The sequence below is a fragment of the Planctomicrobium aquicomposti genome, assembly GCF_051466325.1.
Lineage (GTDB): Bacteria > Planctomycetota > Planctomycetia > Planctomycetales > Planctomycetaceae > Planctomicrobium.
The window spans coordinates 3719406-3735799 of record NZ_CP195792.1; the positions used below are offsets into that span (position 1 = coordinate 3719406).

The 16394-nt window shown below is 56.0% G+C and carries 20 protein-coding genes; 15 read left to right on the forward strand and 5 right to left on the reverse strand.

All coding sequences use genetic code 11. The annotated features are described in order from the left end of the window. Positions 1-433 precede the first annotated feature (433 nt). The 9 genes from SH664x_RS14345 to SH664x_RS14385 all read left to right on the forward strand — a co-directional run bounded on the left by SH664x_RS14345 (position 434) and on the right by SH664x_RS14385 (position 6620). Positions 434-2236: a hypothetical protein gene (locus tag SH664x_RS14345; protein ID WP_437202009.1), complete on the forward strand. Its 1803-nt coding sequence runs from the start codon at positions 434-436 to the stop codon at positions 2234-2236. A 197-nt stretch (positions 2237-2433) separates the two neighbouring features. Continuing rightward, on the forward strand, positions 2434-3018 hold the full coding sequence (locus SH664x_RS14350; protein WP_437202011.1) for a hypothetical protein: 585 nt from the start codon (positions 2434-2436) through the stop codon (positions 3016-3018). After that, entirely contained in the window at positions 3015-3764 is a 750-nt protein-coding gene (locus SH664x_RS14355) for a hypothetical protein (RefSeq protein WP_437202013.1), read from the forward strand. Before SH664x_RS14350 ends, SH664x_RS14355 begins: the two co-directional genes overlap by 4 nt. A 330-nt stretch (positions 3765-4094) precedes the next feature. Beyond that, positions 4095-4271: a hypothetical protein gene (locus SH664x_RS14360; RefSeq protein ID WP_437202014.1), complete on the forward strand. Its 177-nt coding sequence runs from the start codon at positions 4095-4097 to the stop codon at positions 4269-4271. Between the two features lie 55 nt (positions 4272-4326). Further along, positions 4327-4536 carry a transposase gene (locus tag SH664x_RS14365; RefSeq protein ID WP_437202016.1) on the forward strand — a complete coding sequence of 70 codons (210 nt, stop codon included), beginning with the start codon at positions 4327-4329 and terminating at the stop codon, positions 4534-4536. 489 nt (positions 4537-5025) lie between these two features. Further along, a complete protein-coding gene (locus SH664x_RS14370; RefSeq protein ID WP_437202018.1) occupies positions 5026-5232 on the forward strand; it encodes a hypothetical protein in 207 nt (68 codons plus the stop codon). A gap of 336 nt (positions 5233-5568) precedes the next feature. Next, positions 5569-5757 (forward strand): hypothetical protein, encoded by a 189-nt coding sequence (locus SH664x_RS14375; protein ID WP_437202019.1) that lies wholly within the window; start codon positions 5569-5571, stop codon positions 5755-5757. 116 nt (positions 5758-5873) lie between these two features. Continuing rightward, a complete protein-coding gene (locus SH664x_RS14380) occupies positions 5874-6080 on the forward strand; it encodes a hypothetical protein (protein ID WP_437202021.1) in 207 nt (68 codons plus the stop codon). A gap of 42 nt (positions 6081-6122) precedes the next feature. Continuing rightward, positions 6123-6620 carry an integrase core domain-containing protein gene (locus SH664x_RS14385; RefSeq protein ID WP_437202023.1) on the forward strand — a complete coding sequence of 166 codons (498 nt, stop codon included), beginning with the start codon at positions 6123-6125 and terminating at the stop codon, positions 6618-6620. 225 nt (positions 6621-6845) lie between these two features. On the opposite strand, the gene SH664x_RS14390 is transcribed toward SH664x_RS14385, so the two are convergent. The 4 genes from SH664x_RS14390 to SH664x_RS14405 all read right to left on the reverse strand — a co-directional run bounded on the left by SH664x_RS14390 (position 6846) and on the right by SH664x_RS14405 (position 12099). Next, positions 6846-8150, reverse strand: a complete 1305-nt coding sequence (locus SH664x_RS14390; RefSeq protein WP_437202025.1) for a DUF1552 domain-containing protein — start codon at positions 8148-8150, stop codon at positions 6846-6848. 1 nt (position 8151) lies between these two features. Continuing rightward, a complete protein-coding gene (locus SH664x_RS14395) occupies positions 8152-10689 on the reverse strand; it encodes a DUF1592 domain-containing protein (protein ID WP_437207239.1) in 2538 nt (845 codons plus the stop codon). A 38-nt stretch (positions 10690-10727) separates the two neighbouring features. Beyond that, positions 10728-11141, reverse strand: coding sequence for a hypothetical protein (locus SH664x_RS14400; RefSeq protein ID WP_437202027.1), 414 nt, complete (start codon positions 11139-11141; stop codon positions 10728-10730). A 172-nt stretch (positions 11142-11313) separates the two neighbouring features. After that, complete coding sequence (locus SH664x_RS14405; protein WP_437202029.1) at positions 11314-12099, reverse strand: DUF1559 family PulG-like putative transporter; 786 nt, start codon at positions 12097-12099, stop codon at positions 11314-11316. A 66-nt stretch (positions 12100-12165) separates the two neighbouring features. On the opposite strand from SH664x_RS14405, the gene SH664x_RS14410 reads away from it, so the two are divergent. Continuing rightward, complete coding sequence (locus SH664x_RS14410; RefSeq protein WP_437201050.1) at positions 12166-12615, forward strand: transposase; 450 nt, start codon at positions 12166-12168, stop codon at positions 12613-12615. Next, positions 12570-13004, forward strand: coding sequence for an IS5 family transposase (locus SH664x_RS14415; protein WP_437202032.1), 435 nt, complete (start codon positions 12570-12572; stop codon positions 13002-13004). The genes SH664x_RS14410 and SH664x_RS14415 overlap by 46 nt, the downstream gene beginning before the upstream one ends. Here the strand turns inward: SH664x_RS14415 and SH664x_RS14420 are convergent. Then, positions 12969-13448: a hypothetical protein gene (locus SH664x_RS14420; protein WP_437202034.1), complete on the reverse strand. Its 480-nt coding sequence runs from the start codon at positions 13446-13448 to the stop codon at positions 12969-12971. The two genes, SH664x_RS14415 and SH664x_RS14420, sit on opposite strands and share 36 nt — an antisense overlap. Here SH664x_RS14420 and SH664x_RS14425 point away from each other — a divergent pair. The 4 genes from SH664x_RS14425 to SH664x_RS14440 all read left to right on the forward strand — a co-directional run bounded on the left by SH664x_RS14425 (position 13431) and on the right by SH664x_RS14440 (position 16339). Next, positions 13431-13718, forward strand: a complete 288-nt coding sequence (locus SH664x_RS14425) for a hypothetical protein (protein WP_437202036.1) — start codon at positions 13431-13433, stop codon at positions 13716-13718. The two genes, SH664x_RS14420 and SH664x_RS14425, sit on opposite strands and share 18 nt — an antisense overlap. Positions 13719-14082: 364 nt before the next feature. After that, positions 14083-14862 carry a hypothetical protein gene (locus SH664x_RS14430; protein ID WP_437202038.1) on the forward strand — a complete coding sequence of 260 codons (780 nt, stop codon included), beginning with the start codon at positions 14083-14085 and terminating at the stop codon, positions 14860-14862. 11 nt (positions 14863-14873) lie between these two features. After that, positions 14874-15659, forward strand: a complete 786-nt coding sequence (locus SH664x_RS14435) for an AAA family ATPase (RefSeq protein ID WP_437202040.1) — start codon at positions 14874-14876, stop codon at positions 15657-15659. 401 nt (positions 15660-16060) lie between these two features. After that, positions 16061-16339, forward strand: coding sequence for a hypothetical protein (locus SH664x_RS14440; protein ID WP_437202042.1), 279 nt, complete (start codon positions 16061-16063; stop codon positions 16337-16339). Positions 16340-16394: the final 55 nt, after the last annotated feature.

Below are 16394 nucleotides of genomic sequence, written 5' to 3' on the forward strand. Positions count from 1 at the left end.
ATGGGTGAGTAATCCGAGTAACCGTCATCCTTACACCCCGCGACGATCTCCACTTCACCATCCTTCCAACCGCCGTCAACAGAAGAGTTCAACTCATCCACGATGGTTAGAAGAAGTTGCTGGATCGGGTTAGTACGCCGGCCTTTCTGGACGAAGAACGTGCATCGTTACGAAGCCGCCATAGTTGGCATCGGGTGAACATTTGCTTTATCCTTTCGACAAAGGAGTTCTATGGCTGAATCAAGGGAGGTGAACCAACAGGCTTGGACTGCGGATGGCAGAGGGCTGCATGGCGTTCTGGATCTTCGAAAAGTTAGCTGGGGGTGCCGTTCGACGGGATCCGAATGAGACTCAGCTATTCAAGACTGAACAGACAGATGAGGGGGAGTACGCGGGGACGGATGCTCTAATCCGAGAAATCCTCCAGAACTCGATGGATGCTTCGACCGGGCAAGGACCGGTTCGTATTCGGCTGGCTCTTCATCCTGCGACCGACCTTCCGTCTCGGGCCCGGCTTTCGCATTACTTCCGCCGACTTGAGCCAGCGTTGAAGCATCGGGAGATCGGCTTTGCACCCGATGGAGTGCCTCAACTTCAGGAAGGGTTTCTTGTATGCGAGGACTTTGGAACTCGCGGACTCGGCGGTGATCCGCTCCTGGCGAGAGATCCTGCTCTTGGAAGTAAGAAGCGGGAGGACTTCTTCTGGTTTTGGCGGAACATTGGCCGGAGCGGGAAAACCGGTGATGACTTGGGCCGCTGGGGTCTGGGCAAGACGGTCTATCGTGCGGCCAGCCAGGTTGGCTGCATGTTGGGCCTGACGGTCCGGGCAGGAGATTGTCGTCAACTCCTCATGGGGCAGGCAGTCCTGCGGATTCATGAACTCGAGGGGCGCGAGTATGTCCCGGAAGGCTACTGGTGTGGCGGCGTGGAGCCACAGACTGGACTCCCCTTGCCTATCGAGGATGCGACCGAACTCGATGAGTTCCGTCGGGAGTGGAAACTCACCCGATCCGTCGATGAGCCTGGGCTGTCAGTGGTCGTGCCGTACATCGCCCCGGAACTGAAAGGAGCCCGACTTCTGCAGGCGATCTGCGTTCATTTTTTCCTGCCCATCCTGCGTGGGGATCTGATCGTGGACCTCGTTGCTCCGGATACAAGGGAGGTTCGACTCGATCACAGCTCCCTGGAAGAGTGGAGCCGTAGTGTCAAATGGGATGGTCCCAAGCGAACCAAGCGTCATGTTGCTCCCCCGATTGACTTCGTGAAGCGGTGCCTCGCCGTTGAATCTGTCGCCGTTCCCACGAAGCTCCTCGGCCAGACCAAGTTGCCGGAGTTAACGTCCGAGGCGTTCGAAGCTGCGACGCTTGAGAAGCTCAGAAACCAGTTTGCATCGGAGAAACTGACAGCGGTCAAGGTGCAGATGGCCCTGCCTCGTCGCCAGGGACCGGATGAGGTGGGGGAGATCTTTGTCTTTCTGCATCGGGAGCCTGATAGGGAACGGACTGATACGTACTACGTTCGCGAAGGAATGACGATCACCAAGTTGAATTCTCGGGCGGGCCTGCGTGGCGTCCACGGGTTTGTGGCCGTTGAGAAAGGCCCCTTGGCCTCTCTGTTAGGTGATTCGGAAGGCCCGGCCCACGAAGACTGGGATACATCCGAGGAACGCCCCAATCGGACTTGGACCAAATGGAAGGGACGAGTCAAGTTTTGTCGCCGGATCGTTGACGATCTGACCGAGTTGCTGACACCGCCGACGGTGAAGGCGGACTTTGACATTCTGAGTGATTTCTTCTCCATCGAGAAGACCCAGGCTCCTCAGAGATCAAGGCTGCCCAATCCGGACGGGAATGGTCGGCCCAAGTTTGGTGACATAACCTCCAAACCGCGTTGGTATCGCCTGGATGGCCGTCGCGGTGGCTTCCGGATCATCCACAACTCCGGGCAACCCCTGCCAGCGAATCCCCGACTTCGTGTCTCGGTGGCTTATGATCTCCCGTCAGGGAACCCCATTAAGACGTGGAGCCCTTTTGATTTCGAGTTCGGCAAGAGCCCGCAGCTGAAGCTCACGGGGAAGAGCGTCAAAGTCGTTCCCCGGGCCGGGAACATCTTGGTTCTCACCGTAGAAGGCGAAAAGTTTTCGTTCGGAGCCGACGGCTTCGATGAACACAGAGACATCCTGGTCCGGATCGACGAACTGACAACAGACAACGTTCTTGAGGAATCTGAATCGTGATTAAGCGAGTGAACTCCACCGGACGCCGAAGAATCGGCTCCGATCATGTCACCATTGAGGTGCATGAGGGACAGGATCCCCGTACGTTTGACGCGACGATTGACTTGAAGGATTTCGAGGCTCCCCCGGAAGCAGCCGTCGTTCTGGAAGCCACCTGTGCCGGCTCAAACACGATTCGCCGCTATGCGTGGGGGACTGTGGGGCAACTCTTGCCTCCTGACGATAGAGCCTTGAGGGACATCCACGGCGAGAACGTCATCTTTTCGCTGAAGGTCATCGACCGTTCCGAACGATTTGGTCGAATTCTTGGCCTGGCTGAGAACATCCGCGCGCTGAAAGCTGGTCCAAATACGGCCACTGGTCGCCGGGGGATTCTTCCTGTCGAAAAAACGGATCTGGGTGATGAATTGTGGAAGCTGGATTTCCGTTCTGAGGACGTTTTCCTGTTGGTGAACCAGAAAATCCCAGGGCTGTCGGAACGTGTTCGATTTGACGCCGCCATCTATGCCCTGATTTATCCGGCGATCATCCGTCAGGTGCTGCAGCGGGCTCTCGATGAGCAAACGGACGATAACGAAGACTCCGATCGATGGTCAGTACTCTGGCTGAAGTTTGGACGTCAGCTGCACCCGGAGGGTCTTAAACCGCCTGTTTCCGAAGATGACGATGAACGGGATGAATGGATCTCAGACGTTATCACCGCTTTCTGTCGGGAACATAGTTTGAGGGAGAAATTCACCCAGGCATCTGGTTCGAGCGAGGCTTGGGAGGAAACACCATGAAGCTCAGGCGATTCACACCGGAAGGCATTCAGGCATTTCGGGATGTTCTGTCGGAGTGCCGCAGGAAGCCAGGGACAGAATTACCGATCGATCTCCTGGAGCATCGCAAATGGACCGAGGTGGTGACTCCCGACTGTCAAGTTGCTGTGAGCATCTTCGAGACGAAGATCGAAGCCGCTCAGTATTTGCAGTCTGCATTGGCACCCTTGCCCATTGAGGCGGTGTCGAAAGATGCGGGGCTATGGTCATGGCTTTCGATGCTCTACTTTGACTCTCTTTGCTCGGTAGACGCTGGCTCATACGTGGTTAGAAGCGACTACTACTACATTTTTGAGCCGAATGCTGCTCGGTGTTGGTATCGTCACCTCCTGTTTGTTTCCTGGCGTGTTCTGCAGCTGGCTCCAAGGCACAATCGCCTATTCTTGAACTCCCGACTGAGCATGCTCGATCAGATTACGGAACGGGTCATGTCTCGACTGTTCCTGACTCGAATTCCGTGCATGTTCGATCTTCTGGATCGTCTGTATTGGGACGATTCCCAGAGCCGTCCAAGGAAGGGCATCACAGATATGCGGGAGCGTCCCGGTAATTTACGGCATCGCCTGCCGATCCGAATCCGGCAGCTGGAAAAGACCTATGACCTGATGAGTCTCACGGCAGAGCAGCTTCTGGAATTGCTCGGTGACGAATTCGCCTTTGGCCGCAAGAAGTGCCTGAAGCCGTTCTCGGAAGAAGTCACCACATGAGCCCTCGGAAGTGTGGTGCTCGGCCCCATCGAACAGGCCCAAGAGATAACTCGAGCGGGCCTGGACACTCGCATGCTTTGCAGCATGACCAGCTCAGCAAAGCAGCCGTCGTCAATGGAGGCTTCGACGGATTTTTACGTCACCAGCGTCACGACGCCATAAGTTATTGAGTACAAGACCTTCGGAAGTGACGCTAACATCACCGCGAAAAGAACTCTGAGTGTCATCAATAGCGTCACCGATTTTCATTCCTTACCAATCGGATCCAAGCACCGGATCAGGTCGTTCCCTATGACGTGCGACCTCTAGGGCTGGCCCCGAAGCATGCTCATGCCCATGCAGACTGACGCCGATCCCAAAGTCTCCACTGAAGGATCGATCGGCCCATTAGGCACGTATGCGATTGCGGATGCATTGGCCGTTCGCATGATCCCCGGCGTGCGTGAGCGGCAGACTCATCCCCGGTTTCTCGCCAGCATGGCCGTGTCGCTCTCGCTTTGTAGTTAGTTCGGTGAAGACGTCGTTGCGGCAGACGGAGTGAGCGACCCGGAACGTGCTGGCCATGGCCGGCATCAAAGCCTTCATTCCCAAGCGAGGTCAGGTGCAAAACTCGACGCTGGGAGCGACCCGCTGGCCGATTGAGAGAACGATCAGCTGGCTGAAGCAGTTCCGTAGAGTGCGGATTCGTGGGGATCGACTCGACGAAGTTCACCAAGCGTTCCATGACATCGCCAACTCACTGATCGCCTGGAGATTCTTACCCGCTGAATAGGTTATGTCCGGTTGGTCTTATAATTACGCTAATGGAATCGGGTTTAGCAAGTGCGTTAGATTCATTGAACATAATTGCTCACGAACTGCATCATACTCGCGAGCATTTACGACTTGGGACGATGCTCGACGAAGAGGCAGCTACCATTGATGGATTTCTCGCAGAGGAATATTTTCGATGAACGACGAATTACAGACGATTGTTACTCCAATGCCGAGAGAATCGGCAGAGATCGCCTTACTGCAATGGTTGGCCGATGAACGCTCAAAAGGTCGAGAACACCTTAAGGAAGAAATCATCGAAGATGTAATGTGCGGAAGTGATCGACAGACACTTGTTCGATACCGACTCTTGAAGAGACGGAAACCCAGTTAGATCAAGCGATATGTAAGAATTGCGAATTTAAAGGCGATCTTCACGGATTTTTCGTCACCGGTCCCAAGGCCCCCGTCAACTCCGCTGCCAGCATGCTGACGCTGGGGATACAGAATGAGCTCATCGCCGTCGATCCCGCGACAGATCTCGTTTACGACGGGGCCCGGGCTGGCGGCGAACATTGGCGTGGCAGCTGCTTTGGGGGCCGTCAGCGGAATGGTTTCTTGCAGCAGCAAGATCGGCATGGCCCTGAACGGGCTGGAACTGGCCAATGGAGCGATGGACGTGGGGCGCGGTGCAACCGCCCCTTCGGTTCCGTAGTCACACAATGGGTGGCGGATCGGTTGCGGATACCTTTCAGACCGCAGAAATCATTAGGCCGATTCACACTGCTTTCATGAGTCCAGAGCCTCAAAAGAGGCCAAAGTGGGTACAGTTTTCTGATGTGTACCCATGTTTTGCCCCTGACACAGCCCGGGCAGACCCTGCTCTTTAACCTGGCCAGATTGAGGCAAGCTGGAGATCTTTTGACGGTCGCTGGCGTCAGGCCGGAAAATCTCAGCTCTTCCCGCTCTCAAGAGAGGTTTCAACGGAGACATCGCGAGGTACAACGAAGGTGAAACACCTTGTAGATTAGCGAGTTGAGAAAATACCGGAATGACGAAAATTTTCCGTCCCCTCATCGCCTCCGTCACGGACCGGGAACTGGCCCAGTATGCCGAGTTCCTCAGGGAGGAGAACAAGATTCTAAGGGCACGGATTCGCGGGCAGATCCACACCAGGCTTTCGGAGCGGGAACGGCTGCTCAAGCTGGGCAGAGCTTTGGGCCAGACCATTGAGAACTGATCACGATTGTCAGTCCCAGCACATTCTCCCGCTGGGTTCGTGAGGCCAGTGAACAGCCGAAAAGCAAGCAGAACCCCAAAGGGGGTCAGCGGAAGCCGAAGGAGATCCGGGAACTGGTGATCCAGATCGCGAATGCGACGGGATTCAGATACACCCGGATTCTCGGCGAACTTCGGAAGCTGGGGATCAAGAAGATCAGCCGGCAGACCGTCCGCAAAATCCTGAAGGAGGAGGGGATTCAGCCCGGTCCTGATCGGACCTCCGACTCCTGGGTCAACTTTCTCCAGCGACACGAGGAGACCCTCTGGGCCTGTGATTTCTAAAGCGTGAAGGCAGTGACCAAATGAGTATTCCGCGATCTCGATGTGCTGGTGTTTCTTTATGATCACACCCGCGACGTCATTCTGTCTCCCTCCACGGAGCATCCCACCTCGGCTTGGGTCAAACAGCAGACGGACCACTTCCTCGACCAAACCTCCGGCAGGGACGAGAAACCAGCGATCGTGATGCACGATCGAGACACCAAGTTCACCAAGGAATTCACGCAAGCGTCCCGAGCAGGGGGGCAGATTAACCCTCTCCTAAAAGCCAGTCCCAACTTGAACGGACGCTGCGAGAGGTTCATCGGGACCATCAAATTGGGAGTCCTCTCGAAGTACATCGTTTTCGGCAAGCGGCGCTTGGACAATTTGGTCGCGGAGTTCGCGGACTATTACAACCTCCACCGCAGCCACGTGTCGAGAGGTCACCTGCCGCCGTTCAGGCAAGAACCGGAAGTGGTCATCACGCTTGGCCTGGATGAGGTCGAAGTGAAGTCAATTGTCGGTGGCCTCATTAAGAGGTTCGCGCGGACGAAAGCGTAACGGCTGACGGTGACCGGACCGATGGACCGGGCATCGGGCGACTCCGAGGAGAAAGTCTGCGGACAAAGTGCGCTGCGGAACAATCTCGACTATTCGCCGCAGCCCAGTAAGACGGGGTTCTGCTAAACAATTGAAAGTCCCCCGACATTATATTCGTGCCCATCTCGGCCGGATCTCCCGAAACCGACGTGACTTCATCGCAAAAAACATCTGTTGGACAGCGGACTATGAACTCAGCAGAGTGCCAGTGCTGGAGCCGAATTGCTCAGCTTCAATCTTCATCTGCTGAAGCATCGAAACGAAGAGGTTACAGAGCGGGACGTTTTGATCCCTCCGAAATGTCAGATGCTGGCCGTGGCGAAATCCCCCCCCGGCCAGCAAGATCGGCAGATTGGTGTTAACGTGAGTATTGGCGTCGCCCAAGTTGCTGCCGAATAAAACCATAGTGTGATCGAGCAGATGGCGTGCCCCGGTTTGGGTGTCGGCGAGCGTCTTAAGCAATTGACGAAGTAGTTGCATTTGAGCGTGATCGGCCTCGCGCAGCTGCGCCAGCTTTCCCTCGGCTTGTCCGTGGTGACTCAAGTTGTGATATCCATCTGTCGTCGTCCTTTCGTCCAGCTGAAAAACGGGAGTGGCGAAGGCGTCGACCATCAACGTGACAATGCGGGTGGATTCCGATTCCAGCGCCAGCCGTGCCATCTGCAGCATCAGATCATATTTCTTGAAGAACAAACGTTTGTCCTCCAATTCTTCGGGGGCCGGGTGATTGGAGATTGGCTTTGGACGCTGCTCCCATTCGCGGGCCGAGTAAAGGTCGTCTTCAACGTCGCGAATCGCTGTAAAATACTGGTCGAGTTTAGACCGATCCGAATGGCTGATCTTGCTGTTGAGGAGTCGGGCATCATCACGAATCGTGTCGAGAATACTGGCACGTTGTGCGAGTCGGTTGAGTTGGCGAGCAATGTCGTCCGGATTGCCCTGCAGGAACATTTTCCGAAACACCGCTGGGGCGCTGTCTTCAGCCGGGAGCAGTGCACCATCGCGAGTCCAAGAAAGACTGCGATTCGCCTTATCGATATTCACACCGAGATTGATGGAGGAGAACCGCGTGACCGGACCCAGAGCTTCCGCTGCAAACTGGTCCAGCGAAATTGTGTTGCGAAAGCCGCTTCGAGTCGGCCCCCTCGCGCCGGTAAGGAAGCAGTTCTCAGTGCTGTGCCCGCCTGAAACATCGGGGTGAGACAAACCGCTGAAGACTGTGAAGTCATTGCGGAATTCCTCGAGCGTCTGAAGGTAAGCGGGGAGAACATCGAGAGGACCTGAGGATTGGGGAAAAAAATGATCCGACAAGATCCCGAGATTGTTGGAGATTAGCAGCATGCGCTTGGGCGGCTCTTGAGTGTCCGGCAACCCCTTTGCGTTCAGTTGTGCCAGCGACTCAAGCCAAGGCAGGGCCAGACCGACTCCGACTCCACGCAGGAAGGCACGGCGGGGGAATCGGGTTGCACTCAGTAGATGCGGAATCTTCATGTTATTGGCGTTCCGTCAGGCAGCCGGGTTCTCCCAGAAAGATCGGACTGGTGATCATACCCTGTAAAAGATCCCCAACGCGGTAATCGCTCTGCTGGCAGTCGTCCAAAATCCGCTCGACCTCGTCTCTTTCCGAGAACCGCACCGGAGTTCCTGTGCCGTACAGCGCGAACTGGTGCAGAAGATTGCGGGCCAGTTGGCGAGGGTCCGCAGCCAAAATTTGCTTGAGTTCATTAATATCGTCGAACCGCTCACCATGAAGAAGTTGTCCGCTGCCATCGACAAGTCCCACGAGAGTATAAGCGAAGTCGTGGCCTGCCCGATCGATGCCTGTGACGAGTTCTCCCTGTTCGAGCCCTCGATATCGAGTCCTCCAGCCTCCGAGAATATCAAAATTCTCTAAAGCGTGTCCGACGGGCTCGAAGCGGGAGTGACAGCCTGCGCAGGCGGCCGATTTCGTATGGAGAGCAAGGAGCTCGCGGATCGAGTTCGCTCCGCGGATATCCGGTTCCACAGCGGGAACATTCGGCGGGGGAGGAGGAGGCCGTTGCCCAAGTAAGCGATCCATCACCCAAGCTCCCCTCACGACAGGTGACGTCGACGTCCCGTTTGCAGTCACTTTAAGAATTGCAGCCTGGGTGAGGAGTCCACCATATGGGCTCCCTGGCGGAACGGGAACCTTCCGCATGCCTGACCCGTCGACCGGCGGAAACTCGTAATGGTCTGCCAGCCGATCATTCACGAAGGCGAAGTCGGCATTAATGACCACGCTGACAGGCAGATTTTCCCGAATCATGGCTAAGAAAAACGCGCGGGTCTCCCGCTCCATCGATTCGACAAGATAATGATCCAATCGGTACTCCGGATATCGCAGGATGTCAGGTTCATCTCGATAGAGGTGGCGCAGATCCAACCAGTAATCGGTGAAATTATTCACAAATCGCTCAATGTCGGGAGACCGAATCATCCGGTCCGCTTCCACTTTGAGCGTTTGGCAATCCCGCAGACGTTCTTCTTCCGCCAACGATATCAACCACTCATCCGGCCGCGTATTAGTCAGCAAATGGGATAAACGACTGGCGATCACAAAATGGTCCTGCTCACCATGTGGTTCGTGGAGATAAAGAAAGTGACTGGAACATAAAAATGCCTGATAGGCAATAAGCATGGCTTCCGTGAATGGGGCACCGCTGTCGAGTTTTGAGAGGATGAGTTGTTCGAAATGTTCAATCGACGCTTCCGATACCGGCGCGCGGGCAGCGCGAGCGATGAAGCTCCGCAGCAACCGCGATGCATCCGCTTGCACATTGTTGGGAACAACTTCGACACTGAGCGCGCTGTCTGACGGAGCGGCTCGCAGCGGAAGATTGCCAAACAGAACTCGATGAGACGCAGGGGGCCAGTGATCGGGCTGGAGCGGGCCCGTGATCTCAAGCTTCTGGATGGCGACTCCCGGTTGTCCTTCGGGCGGGAAGGGAGGATAGCGATAACTGGGCTCTCCCCCGTCAACATTGCGGGCGAGAGGCATTGGCAGACCGAGCAGGCTATATTCAAGGGTTTCGCCAGCTTTCAGCAGTACTTTGGTTTCGAACTCGGTTTGCTCAGGCTGGATGTCCCAGATTCCGCCGGTGGCACGAACATCTCCGGACACGTCGGCACCGGAAGGCTTGCGGGCCCGAAATGTCATGGGGACAGGATGCTTTGCTGCCTCCAGCCGATACCCGGGAAGCTGCGTCACAGCTCGAGCAGAGAATCTGACCAGATATTCTCCGTCCTTCCTGGCGACGAATTCTCGCGGATATCCAAAGTAGGGCCAGGTGGCGGAGCGAAAAAGCGCCAGTTCAACCGATTCGTCGTCCTGCCATTCACTCTCCAGTTTATTGTCGAGCGCTAACGAATCCTTCGCGAAAAACATCGCCTCCCGATTGCCAAACGTACTCTTTGGTGTAAACAGATTCCGCCCGATCGCTCGATAGTAGTACGTCTCCGGTGTGTCAGGAGCAGTTGCCACAGCCTTGAACAACGCAGCTTCCGCAGCGTCCAGATAGGCGTTCAGTTGCACCCGGGAGAGGTCCAGAACCTCTGAAGTCTTGTTAAGATGGAAGCCCTCCCGGTCCTCCGGCAGGCGATCTCGAATATCCAGCAGTGGCAGCTTGAGAATATCCCGGAGATTCTGCTGAAATTCATCCCGCGTCAGACGTCGCATCGGTCCGCGACCGCGTTGACGGATGTCTTCCCGATCCGCCTGAACCAGAGCAAACTTGAGATCTGACAGAAACTTGGTGCGCTCGGCATTAGGAATCTGATCGGGATCCGGCGGCATCTCGAATCGACGCACGCGATCGTAAACGCGAACCCAGCCTTCGCGGACGCCGCTGTGATCGAGATTCCACTTGGGCTGCGCAAGACTCAGACCGGCCTCCGGACCGTCGGCGCCGTGACAGTCTGCGCAATAATGGCTGATGAACGCTTGAGTCCGTGCGTCCGGTGCATGCGACTCACCCCCAAACGTGAAGGAATCGAACGCCAGCGACACCATCACAAGTACTAATTCCGCTGGCCGGATCGTCCCAATCCTCATTTGGAAAGCCCTTCAAGTTCGAAGTTTAGTTCGAGCTCTGGTTTAGGGCCGATCTCCGCCCTTAGCTCGCTCCTTTCATTATATTTTGCAGGCAGAAACTGAATCGTTTCCTTGATTCCGAACTCCTCATAAGGCTTTCCAGTCCACTTGGAGCTGTTAATTTCAACCCGTTTGTTGCCATGCGGAACCTTGACGGTATACATACCGTCCGTGATCATCGCTTGGGCTGAGGGCGTTCCTTGATTCTCAGCCAGAAACGTGATCGTGCCTGACTCGAGCGGCTCTTTGTTGTAAAGGATGATGCCGGTCACGGTCGATTCTGGAAATTGGGGACCTTCCTGACATCCGCTGATCAGGATCAGAGCGCACGAGGCGACGGAAAAACGAGCCAGGAAGTTGAACCAGACCATTAATGAAGTCCGGTAGCTCCATCGCGTGCTAGTCCTGCCTCGGCCGACAGCCAGAAGAGGCATCGGAATCATTGCTGAACTCCTTTAATTCCAAAGTGTGTACAAACCGCGGAATCTCCGGCCTTCACCCCCGATAGTATCACTTGATTAGCCCGCCCCGCTGCTGTCCTGACTAGAACTCTCCGAGCACTTCTCCGCCGGCGCGAGATCCCAACCCCTGATAGATCTGGAGGGAGACATTATCAGCCACAAACCGGACCGCACCATCCGCGAGCAGTCCGTGAACTCCCCCGACGTGGTAACTCCGGGCGAACGTACGACTGTTTTCGACGCTGTCGGCTCCGCATGGGGCTCCGGGAATGGCTGCACATGAGATCAAGACGTCTCCGACCTTGGTGTTCGGCGTTTCCAGCGTGGAGATAAATGTCCCCATGCAACGCGGGTTCATCAGTCGCCCGCGAACATCATGTTTGCCCAAATCCGGGGATAGGATTAATTCGCTCGCCATCAATGTCATGGAGGTCCCATCAGTGATATCTCCCATCGACGTCCGCGATCGGGAATAAAAAATTCCGTCCAGCTGCGTGTACTGCTTTTGTGGCCCGAAGTTCGTGCTTCCGGAGCAAACAGTATAGTTCCCGTGAAAGCCCTGGGATTTATTTGCGGACGGATCTGTCTCTCCAAAGGTGATGATCTTTGGGGTGGCGGGGTCGCTGGGGCACATCATCATGGGAACCACCGTTTCCTTGGATTGCCAATAAATCGCCCCCAACCGTACCGTATTTTTCTGCTCATCCATGAACTTATTGTAGAGCGCTGCCTGTTCCACATAGGGCAAAATCATCGGATACCAACCTGTGTTATCCGTGGCTGGACGGGGCGTTCCGGGAAGATCGCCATTAGTGGGGTTAATCATCCCGAAAGGAAAGACTCGATGCGTGTCATGAGCCAGTTTCATAACCTTTAGATTACTGAACAGGATTGGCAAGGGATGTGCTTATGAGCATGGTGAAAGGAGACACTCATGCTCATTACCCTGCCTTCGTGGCCGACACGCCGTCGGCCGAACAAGACAGGGTCCAGGACGGCCCCGAAGCCCTTTCTCTCTGATGCACAATGGTTTCTGATCGCGGATCTGTTTCCTGATCTTCCGGTGGGCCCCCGTGGAGGACGCCCTTGGCGATCTTCTCGTGAGTGCTTGGAAGGCGTTCTGTGGGTACTGATTACAGGGGCCCGTTGGAAAGATTTACCAGAACGATACCCCTCACCAGTCACCTGTTGGCGACGCCATCGTGACTGGACTCGAAACGGGGTCTTTCGTGCAGCCTGGGATCGATTGCTCAGCAAGCTGCTACAGCGACGTGGCATCGACTGGGAAGAAGCGATCGGTGATGGCTCGTTTTCACGGGCAAAAAAAGGGGTGACGACGTGGGACGTTGTCATCGTGGCAACGGAACCCGCATCCTCCTCCTGACTGATGGACGAGGCATTCCACTCTCGGCATATACCACCTCTGCCAATTACAGCGAGGTGACCACGATCCAAACATTGATTGATCAATGCCCTCCACACGGCAAGCCGCGTCGCCTGCTGTACGATAAAGCTGCCGATGCCGACTGGTTGAGGGAACATCTTCTGTCCCGTGGCATCGAACTGATCTGCCCGCACCGAGACAAACGAACCAAGCCTCGACTGCAGGACGGTCGAGCATTGCGGCGATATGAACGCCGATACCGAATTGAGCGCACTTTCAGTTGGCTGCAGAACTGCCGCCGATTGATCACTCGCTGGGAATACTACGCCGAACTGTTCGAAGGCTTCGTTCACTTAGCCTGCCTGTACACCATCATCAAAGGGTTGTGAAACTACCTCATACACCGACAGCATTTCATTTGAGAATTCGCGATACGGGCTGTCAAAGTAGTACGCCCAATCTTTGTGGTTGAGGTTACGCTTCTTGAGATATTGCTTCGTGAACAAGCAGTTGTATCGCCAATGAGCAGTCATCTCATCGCTGCTGCCAAATCGCTCTGGCGAAGCGTGCAGCGGCGCAAACCGGGTTACGAGGACAGGAACCACACTGCTTGGTGGCGGAAAGTGAGAGATGGCCGGGATCAACTGTACCAGATGTTCGTAATCATCGATTGATTCACCTGGAAATCCCCGAATGATATTGTAATAGACGTGAATTCCGTTTCTTGCCATGTTGAAGATACAGGTGATGTTCTGTGCAGCTCGTACACCTTTCTTCATCAGTTTTTGAGGAATGGAGCGACGTTGCCAGAAGCGATGAAGCTGGCCCGGCACTCCACCGTCACCATGACGATGAACTACACCCACATCGGTCTGGAGGATCAGGCAGCGGCACTGGCGAACTTGCCGTGGGGGAAAACTGACAGTGCTATGACAGTGCCTGACGGTCAGTCCGTGTCATCTGATGTCCTCGATCCGGGGTCCGTGGTCCGGGTCAAAAGGGACGAAACCCCTTGCTGGAATTGTGTTTCTGGCAACAAAAATGGCCGTCTGTCACAAGGTGACAAAACGGCCAATTTTATGGAGGCGGCGGGAATCGAATGAGGCATCGTCTTCCCGCAACCACCTTTCTGCAGAACACCTTACGACTTCGGCCCCGTCGTTGTCAGCACATTGTCAGCAGTCGGGCAGCATTGCCAGTCTTACGCTGACAAATTCCGACGCCGCGTTAGACCGGGTCGCTCAGACTTGGTCCGTTCTCCCTAACGAGGTCCGAGGCGTGGTGGAGGCTCTCTGCCTCCACCCTCAATTGTGTGACACGAGCAACGTGAAGCCGGTTCTCGACCATTCGGCACTCGCCGAGATCGTCACCGCATGGCCTGAGTTGCCGCCGAGCTTCAAGCTGGCCCTTCTGACCATCGTCCGGCTGCCCTCAATCTTGCCGTCCGGCACAGATAGGAGGTAGGCGATGCCAGCCAACACTTTGACGGACGCCGGTCCGAATGAAGTTACCGAGTCACCGTCCGATGGCGAGATTCTTCTGAATCTCATCTTCTCGATGAAGGTGCGATATCACATCGACAAGACCGGCGAACCTTGTTTGCTTTTGCCTGGCGACTCCCTGGAACGAGCCTACCCGATTCAGTCGCGACGGGTGCGGGCCTACATCGCCGCATTGGCCTGGAACTCGGTGCAGATGCTGCCCAGCACGGCGGAACTGGATCGAGTCCTTCGTGTACTGGAAGGTCTCGCGTGGGAACTCGCCCCCAAGGACGCAACTCGGGATCAACTCTGGCACAGCCTTCAGGACAAGCCGATTCTTCAGGTCGTGATCGAGTTCATGCGAGAGCGTGAGAAGCACGAAGCCCAAATGCAGACGCTTCTCAACGACTTGGAGTTGGTCGCCGAGAAGCACAAGTTCGACGTGTACGCGAAGCAGTGGCCGAAGACGGCGGCTCATCTCAGTGCCCAACTCCGGCAGGAGCACAACCAGGAGATCCTGAAACAGTTTGGAATCGCCATTGAGATCACCCGAGACAAGAACGGAGCCAAGGTCGTCCTGAGTCGCGTGACGCCGAGTATTCCTGGTAACGATGAGGAGCAGTCGGCGTCATCGGCGGCGTCACCTGATAAACCGCAGCCGGGAAACGACTTGGCGGCGGGTGACGCCGGTGACGGCGAAATGCGTCAACAACAGCTCGAAGACCTGATCCTTAACCGTCTCAACCAGCATCGCAACCACGAATAGGAGGTGGCCCCGTGACGAACGATATCAAGCGATGGATTCCCACACGCTGGCAGGACGTGGCCGGCAATTCGGCCCTCGCCGAGCACTTTCAGGACATCCTTCGGGCGAGTCTCGACGGCGAGTTCAATGGGCTGAACACGCTCGTCACCGGGCCGTCCCGATCCGGAAAGACCGCAATCGTCAAACTGTTCGCCAGGTGCCTGTACTGTGACCGGCTGGACCGAGCGACGCTCACCCCTTGCCGCTTCGAATGCAAGAATTGCACTAGCGATGTCAGCCGGTTTGGACTGCAGGGCATCGAAACTCTCTCGCAAGGCCGGAGCATCCATTACGTGCCGATCGACTGTACCAGCGTTACCGAAGTCGAACTCCGTGAGAAACTGACGGATCTCAGGGACTATCCAGGCTTCCGCATCGTGTTCATGGACGAGGCCCATCGTCTCGTCCGTCGCAGCATGGACGAGCAACTGCTCAAGCCTGTCGAAGAGCGGGCGAACACAATGTGGATTGTTACATCCGCTGTCACCGGCGAGTTGGAGGCCATGTTCAAGAAGCGGTTCGTCCGGCTTCAAACTCAACTGCCATCCATCGAAGAACTCTCGCTTTGGCTGACAGACCGCTGCCACGAGTTCGGAATTCACGACATCGACAATCCGTCGACGATCATCCGACTCGCGGAACGATCGAACCAGATTCCAGGGGATGCCCTGCAAGTCCTCGCTCGTGCTGCCATCAAACGGCCGAAGCGACTGACGCGACAGCTTGTCGAGAGCCACGTCTTCGAGCTTGACGACTGATTGGACAGGTGGCTAATGCACCAACGCCCCAGCGAATGAATCACTCGATTCTCTGGTAAGGACGACAGAAACGAGTTCATACCGCAGCCGGAGGCACGAGGCCATCCCATCCCGGCACGGTGCTCGCTCACGCGGGCGTGGTCGACGGCGATCGATCACCTCTCTCCTGATGCCAAAGCCCAAACGAAAAAGGCGAAAGCAGAAGAATCACAAGATACAGGTCAGGCAAAAGAACAAAGTACAGGACTGGAATCACATCATTCAGATCAAAGCACTGGACAGGAAACAGCACTTCACAGGCAGGAACAAAGCCAGGTAAGGACAGGAAACAGGAATCAGACAGATCCAGTTCCGGGTCGAATCGACCAGAACGGAACCATGACAACTGACGGAGAACCACAATGGCGGAAACCATGCAAGCAATCGGCCCGCTGCGAACGCACTCGGCCCTGTCACCTCCGAGATCGGCCAACGGCCGCACGCCACCGGGATACCGTGTCCTGCACGTGATCGTGCCCGAACCGATCTTCAACCACGTGAAGGCCCAGGCCTACCTCTCTGGCATGCGGTTCCCGGAGTATGTCGCCCGGTTCCTTGAGGAAGCGTGGCCGTACAAGGATGCCCGCCCGCCACAGGGAGCCGTCGCTCCCGCCGGCACCGGTGGCGGTCACGCCGAGTGACGGCCGGACCTGACCAGCATCGTGCCCGTGACCAATACCCCCCAGCACCGCAACA

What these genes read in the sequence shown, in the direction of transcription:
- SH664x_RS14345 (WP_437202009.1), top strand. Translation starts at nt 434, where the DNA reads ATGGATGCTTCGACCGGGCAAGGACCGGTTCGTATTCGGCTGGCTCTT.
- SH664x_RS14355 (WP_437202013.1), top strand. Translation starts at nt 3,015, where the DNA reads ATGAAGCTCAGGCGATTCACACCGGAAGGCATTCAGGCATTTCGGGAT.
- SH664x_RS14360 (WP_437202014.1), top strand. Translation starts at nt 4,095, where the DNA reads ATGCCCATGCAGACTGACGCCGATCCCAAAGTCTCCACTGAAGGATCG.
- SH664x_RS14365 (WP_437202016.1), top strand. Translation starts at nt 4,327, where the DNA reads ATGGCCGGCATCAAAGCCTTCATTCCCAAGCGAGGTCAGGTGCAAAAC.
- SH664x_RS14370 (WP_437202018.1), top strand. Translation starts at nt 5,026, where the DNA reads ATGAGCTCATCGCCGTCGATCCCGCGACAGATCTCGTTTACGACGGGG.
- SH664x_RS14375 (WP_437202019.1), top strand. Translation starts at nt 5,569, where the DNA reads ATGACGAAAATTTTCCGTCCCCTCATCGCCTCCGTCACGGACCGGGAA.
- SH664x_RS14390 (WP_437202025.1), bottom strand. Translation starts at nt 8,150, where the DNA reads ATGAAGATTCCGCATCTACTGAGTGCAACCCGATTCCCCCGCCGTGCC.
- SH664x_RS14395 (WP_437207239.1), bottom strand. Translation starts at nt 10,689, where the DNA reads ATGGTGTCGCTGGCGTTCGATTCCTTCACGTTTGGGGGTGAGTCGCAT.
- SH664x_RS14400 (WP_437202027.1), bottom strand. Translation starts at nt 11,141, where the DNA reads ATGGTCTGGTTCAACTTCCTGGCTCGTTTTTCCGTCGCCTCGTGCGCT.
- SH664x_RS14405 (WP_437202029.1), bottom strand. Translation starts at nt 12,099, where the DNA reads ATGAAACTGGCTCATGACACGCATCGAGTCTTTCCTTTCGGGATGATT.
- SH664x_RS14410 (WP_437201050.1), top strand. Translation starts at nt 12,166, where the DNA reads ATGCTCATTACCCTGCCTTCGTGGCCGACACGCCGTCGGCCGAACAAG.
- SH664x_RS14425 (WP_437202036.1), top strand. Translation starts at nt 13,431, where the DNA reads ATGAAGCTGGCCCGGCACTCCACCGTCACCATGACGATGAACTACACC.
- SH664x_RS14430 (WP_437202038.1), top strand. Translation starts at nt 14,083, where the DNA reads ATGCCAGCCAACACTTTGACGGACGCCGGTCCGAATGAAGTTACCGAG.
- SH664x_RS14440 (WP_437202042.1), top strand. Translation starts at nt 16,061, where the DNA reads ATGGCGGAAACCATGCAAGCAATCGGCCCGCTGCGAACGCACTCGGCC.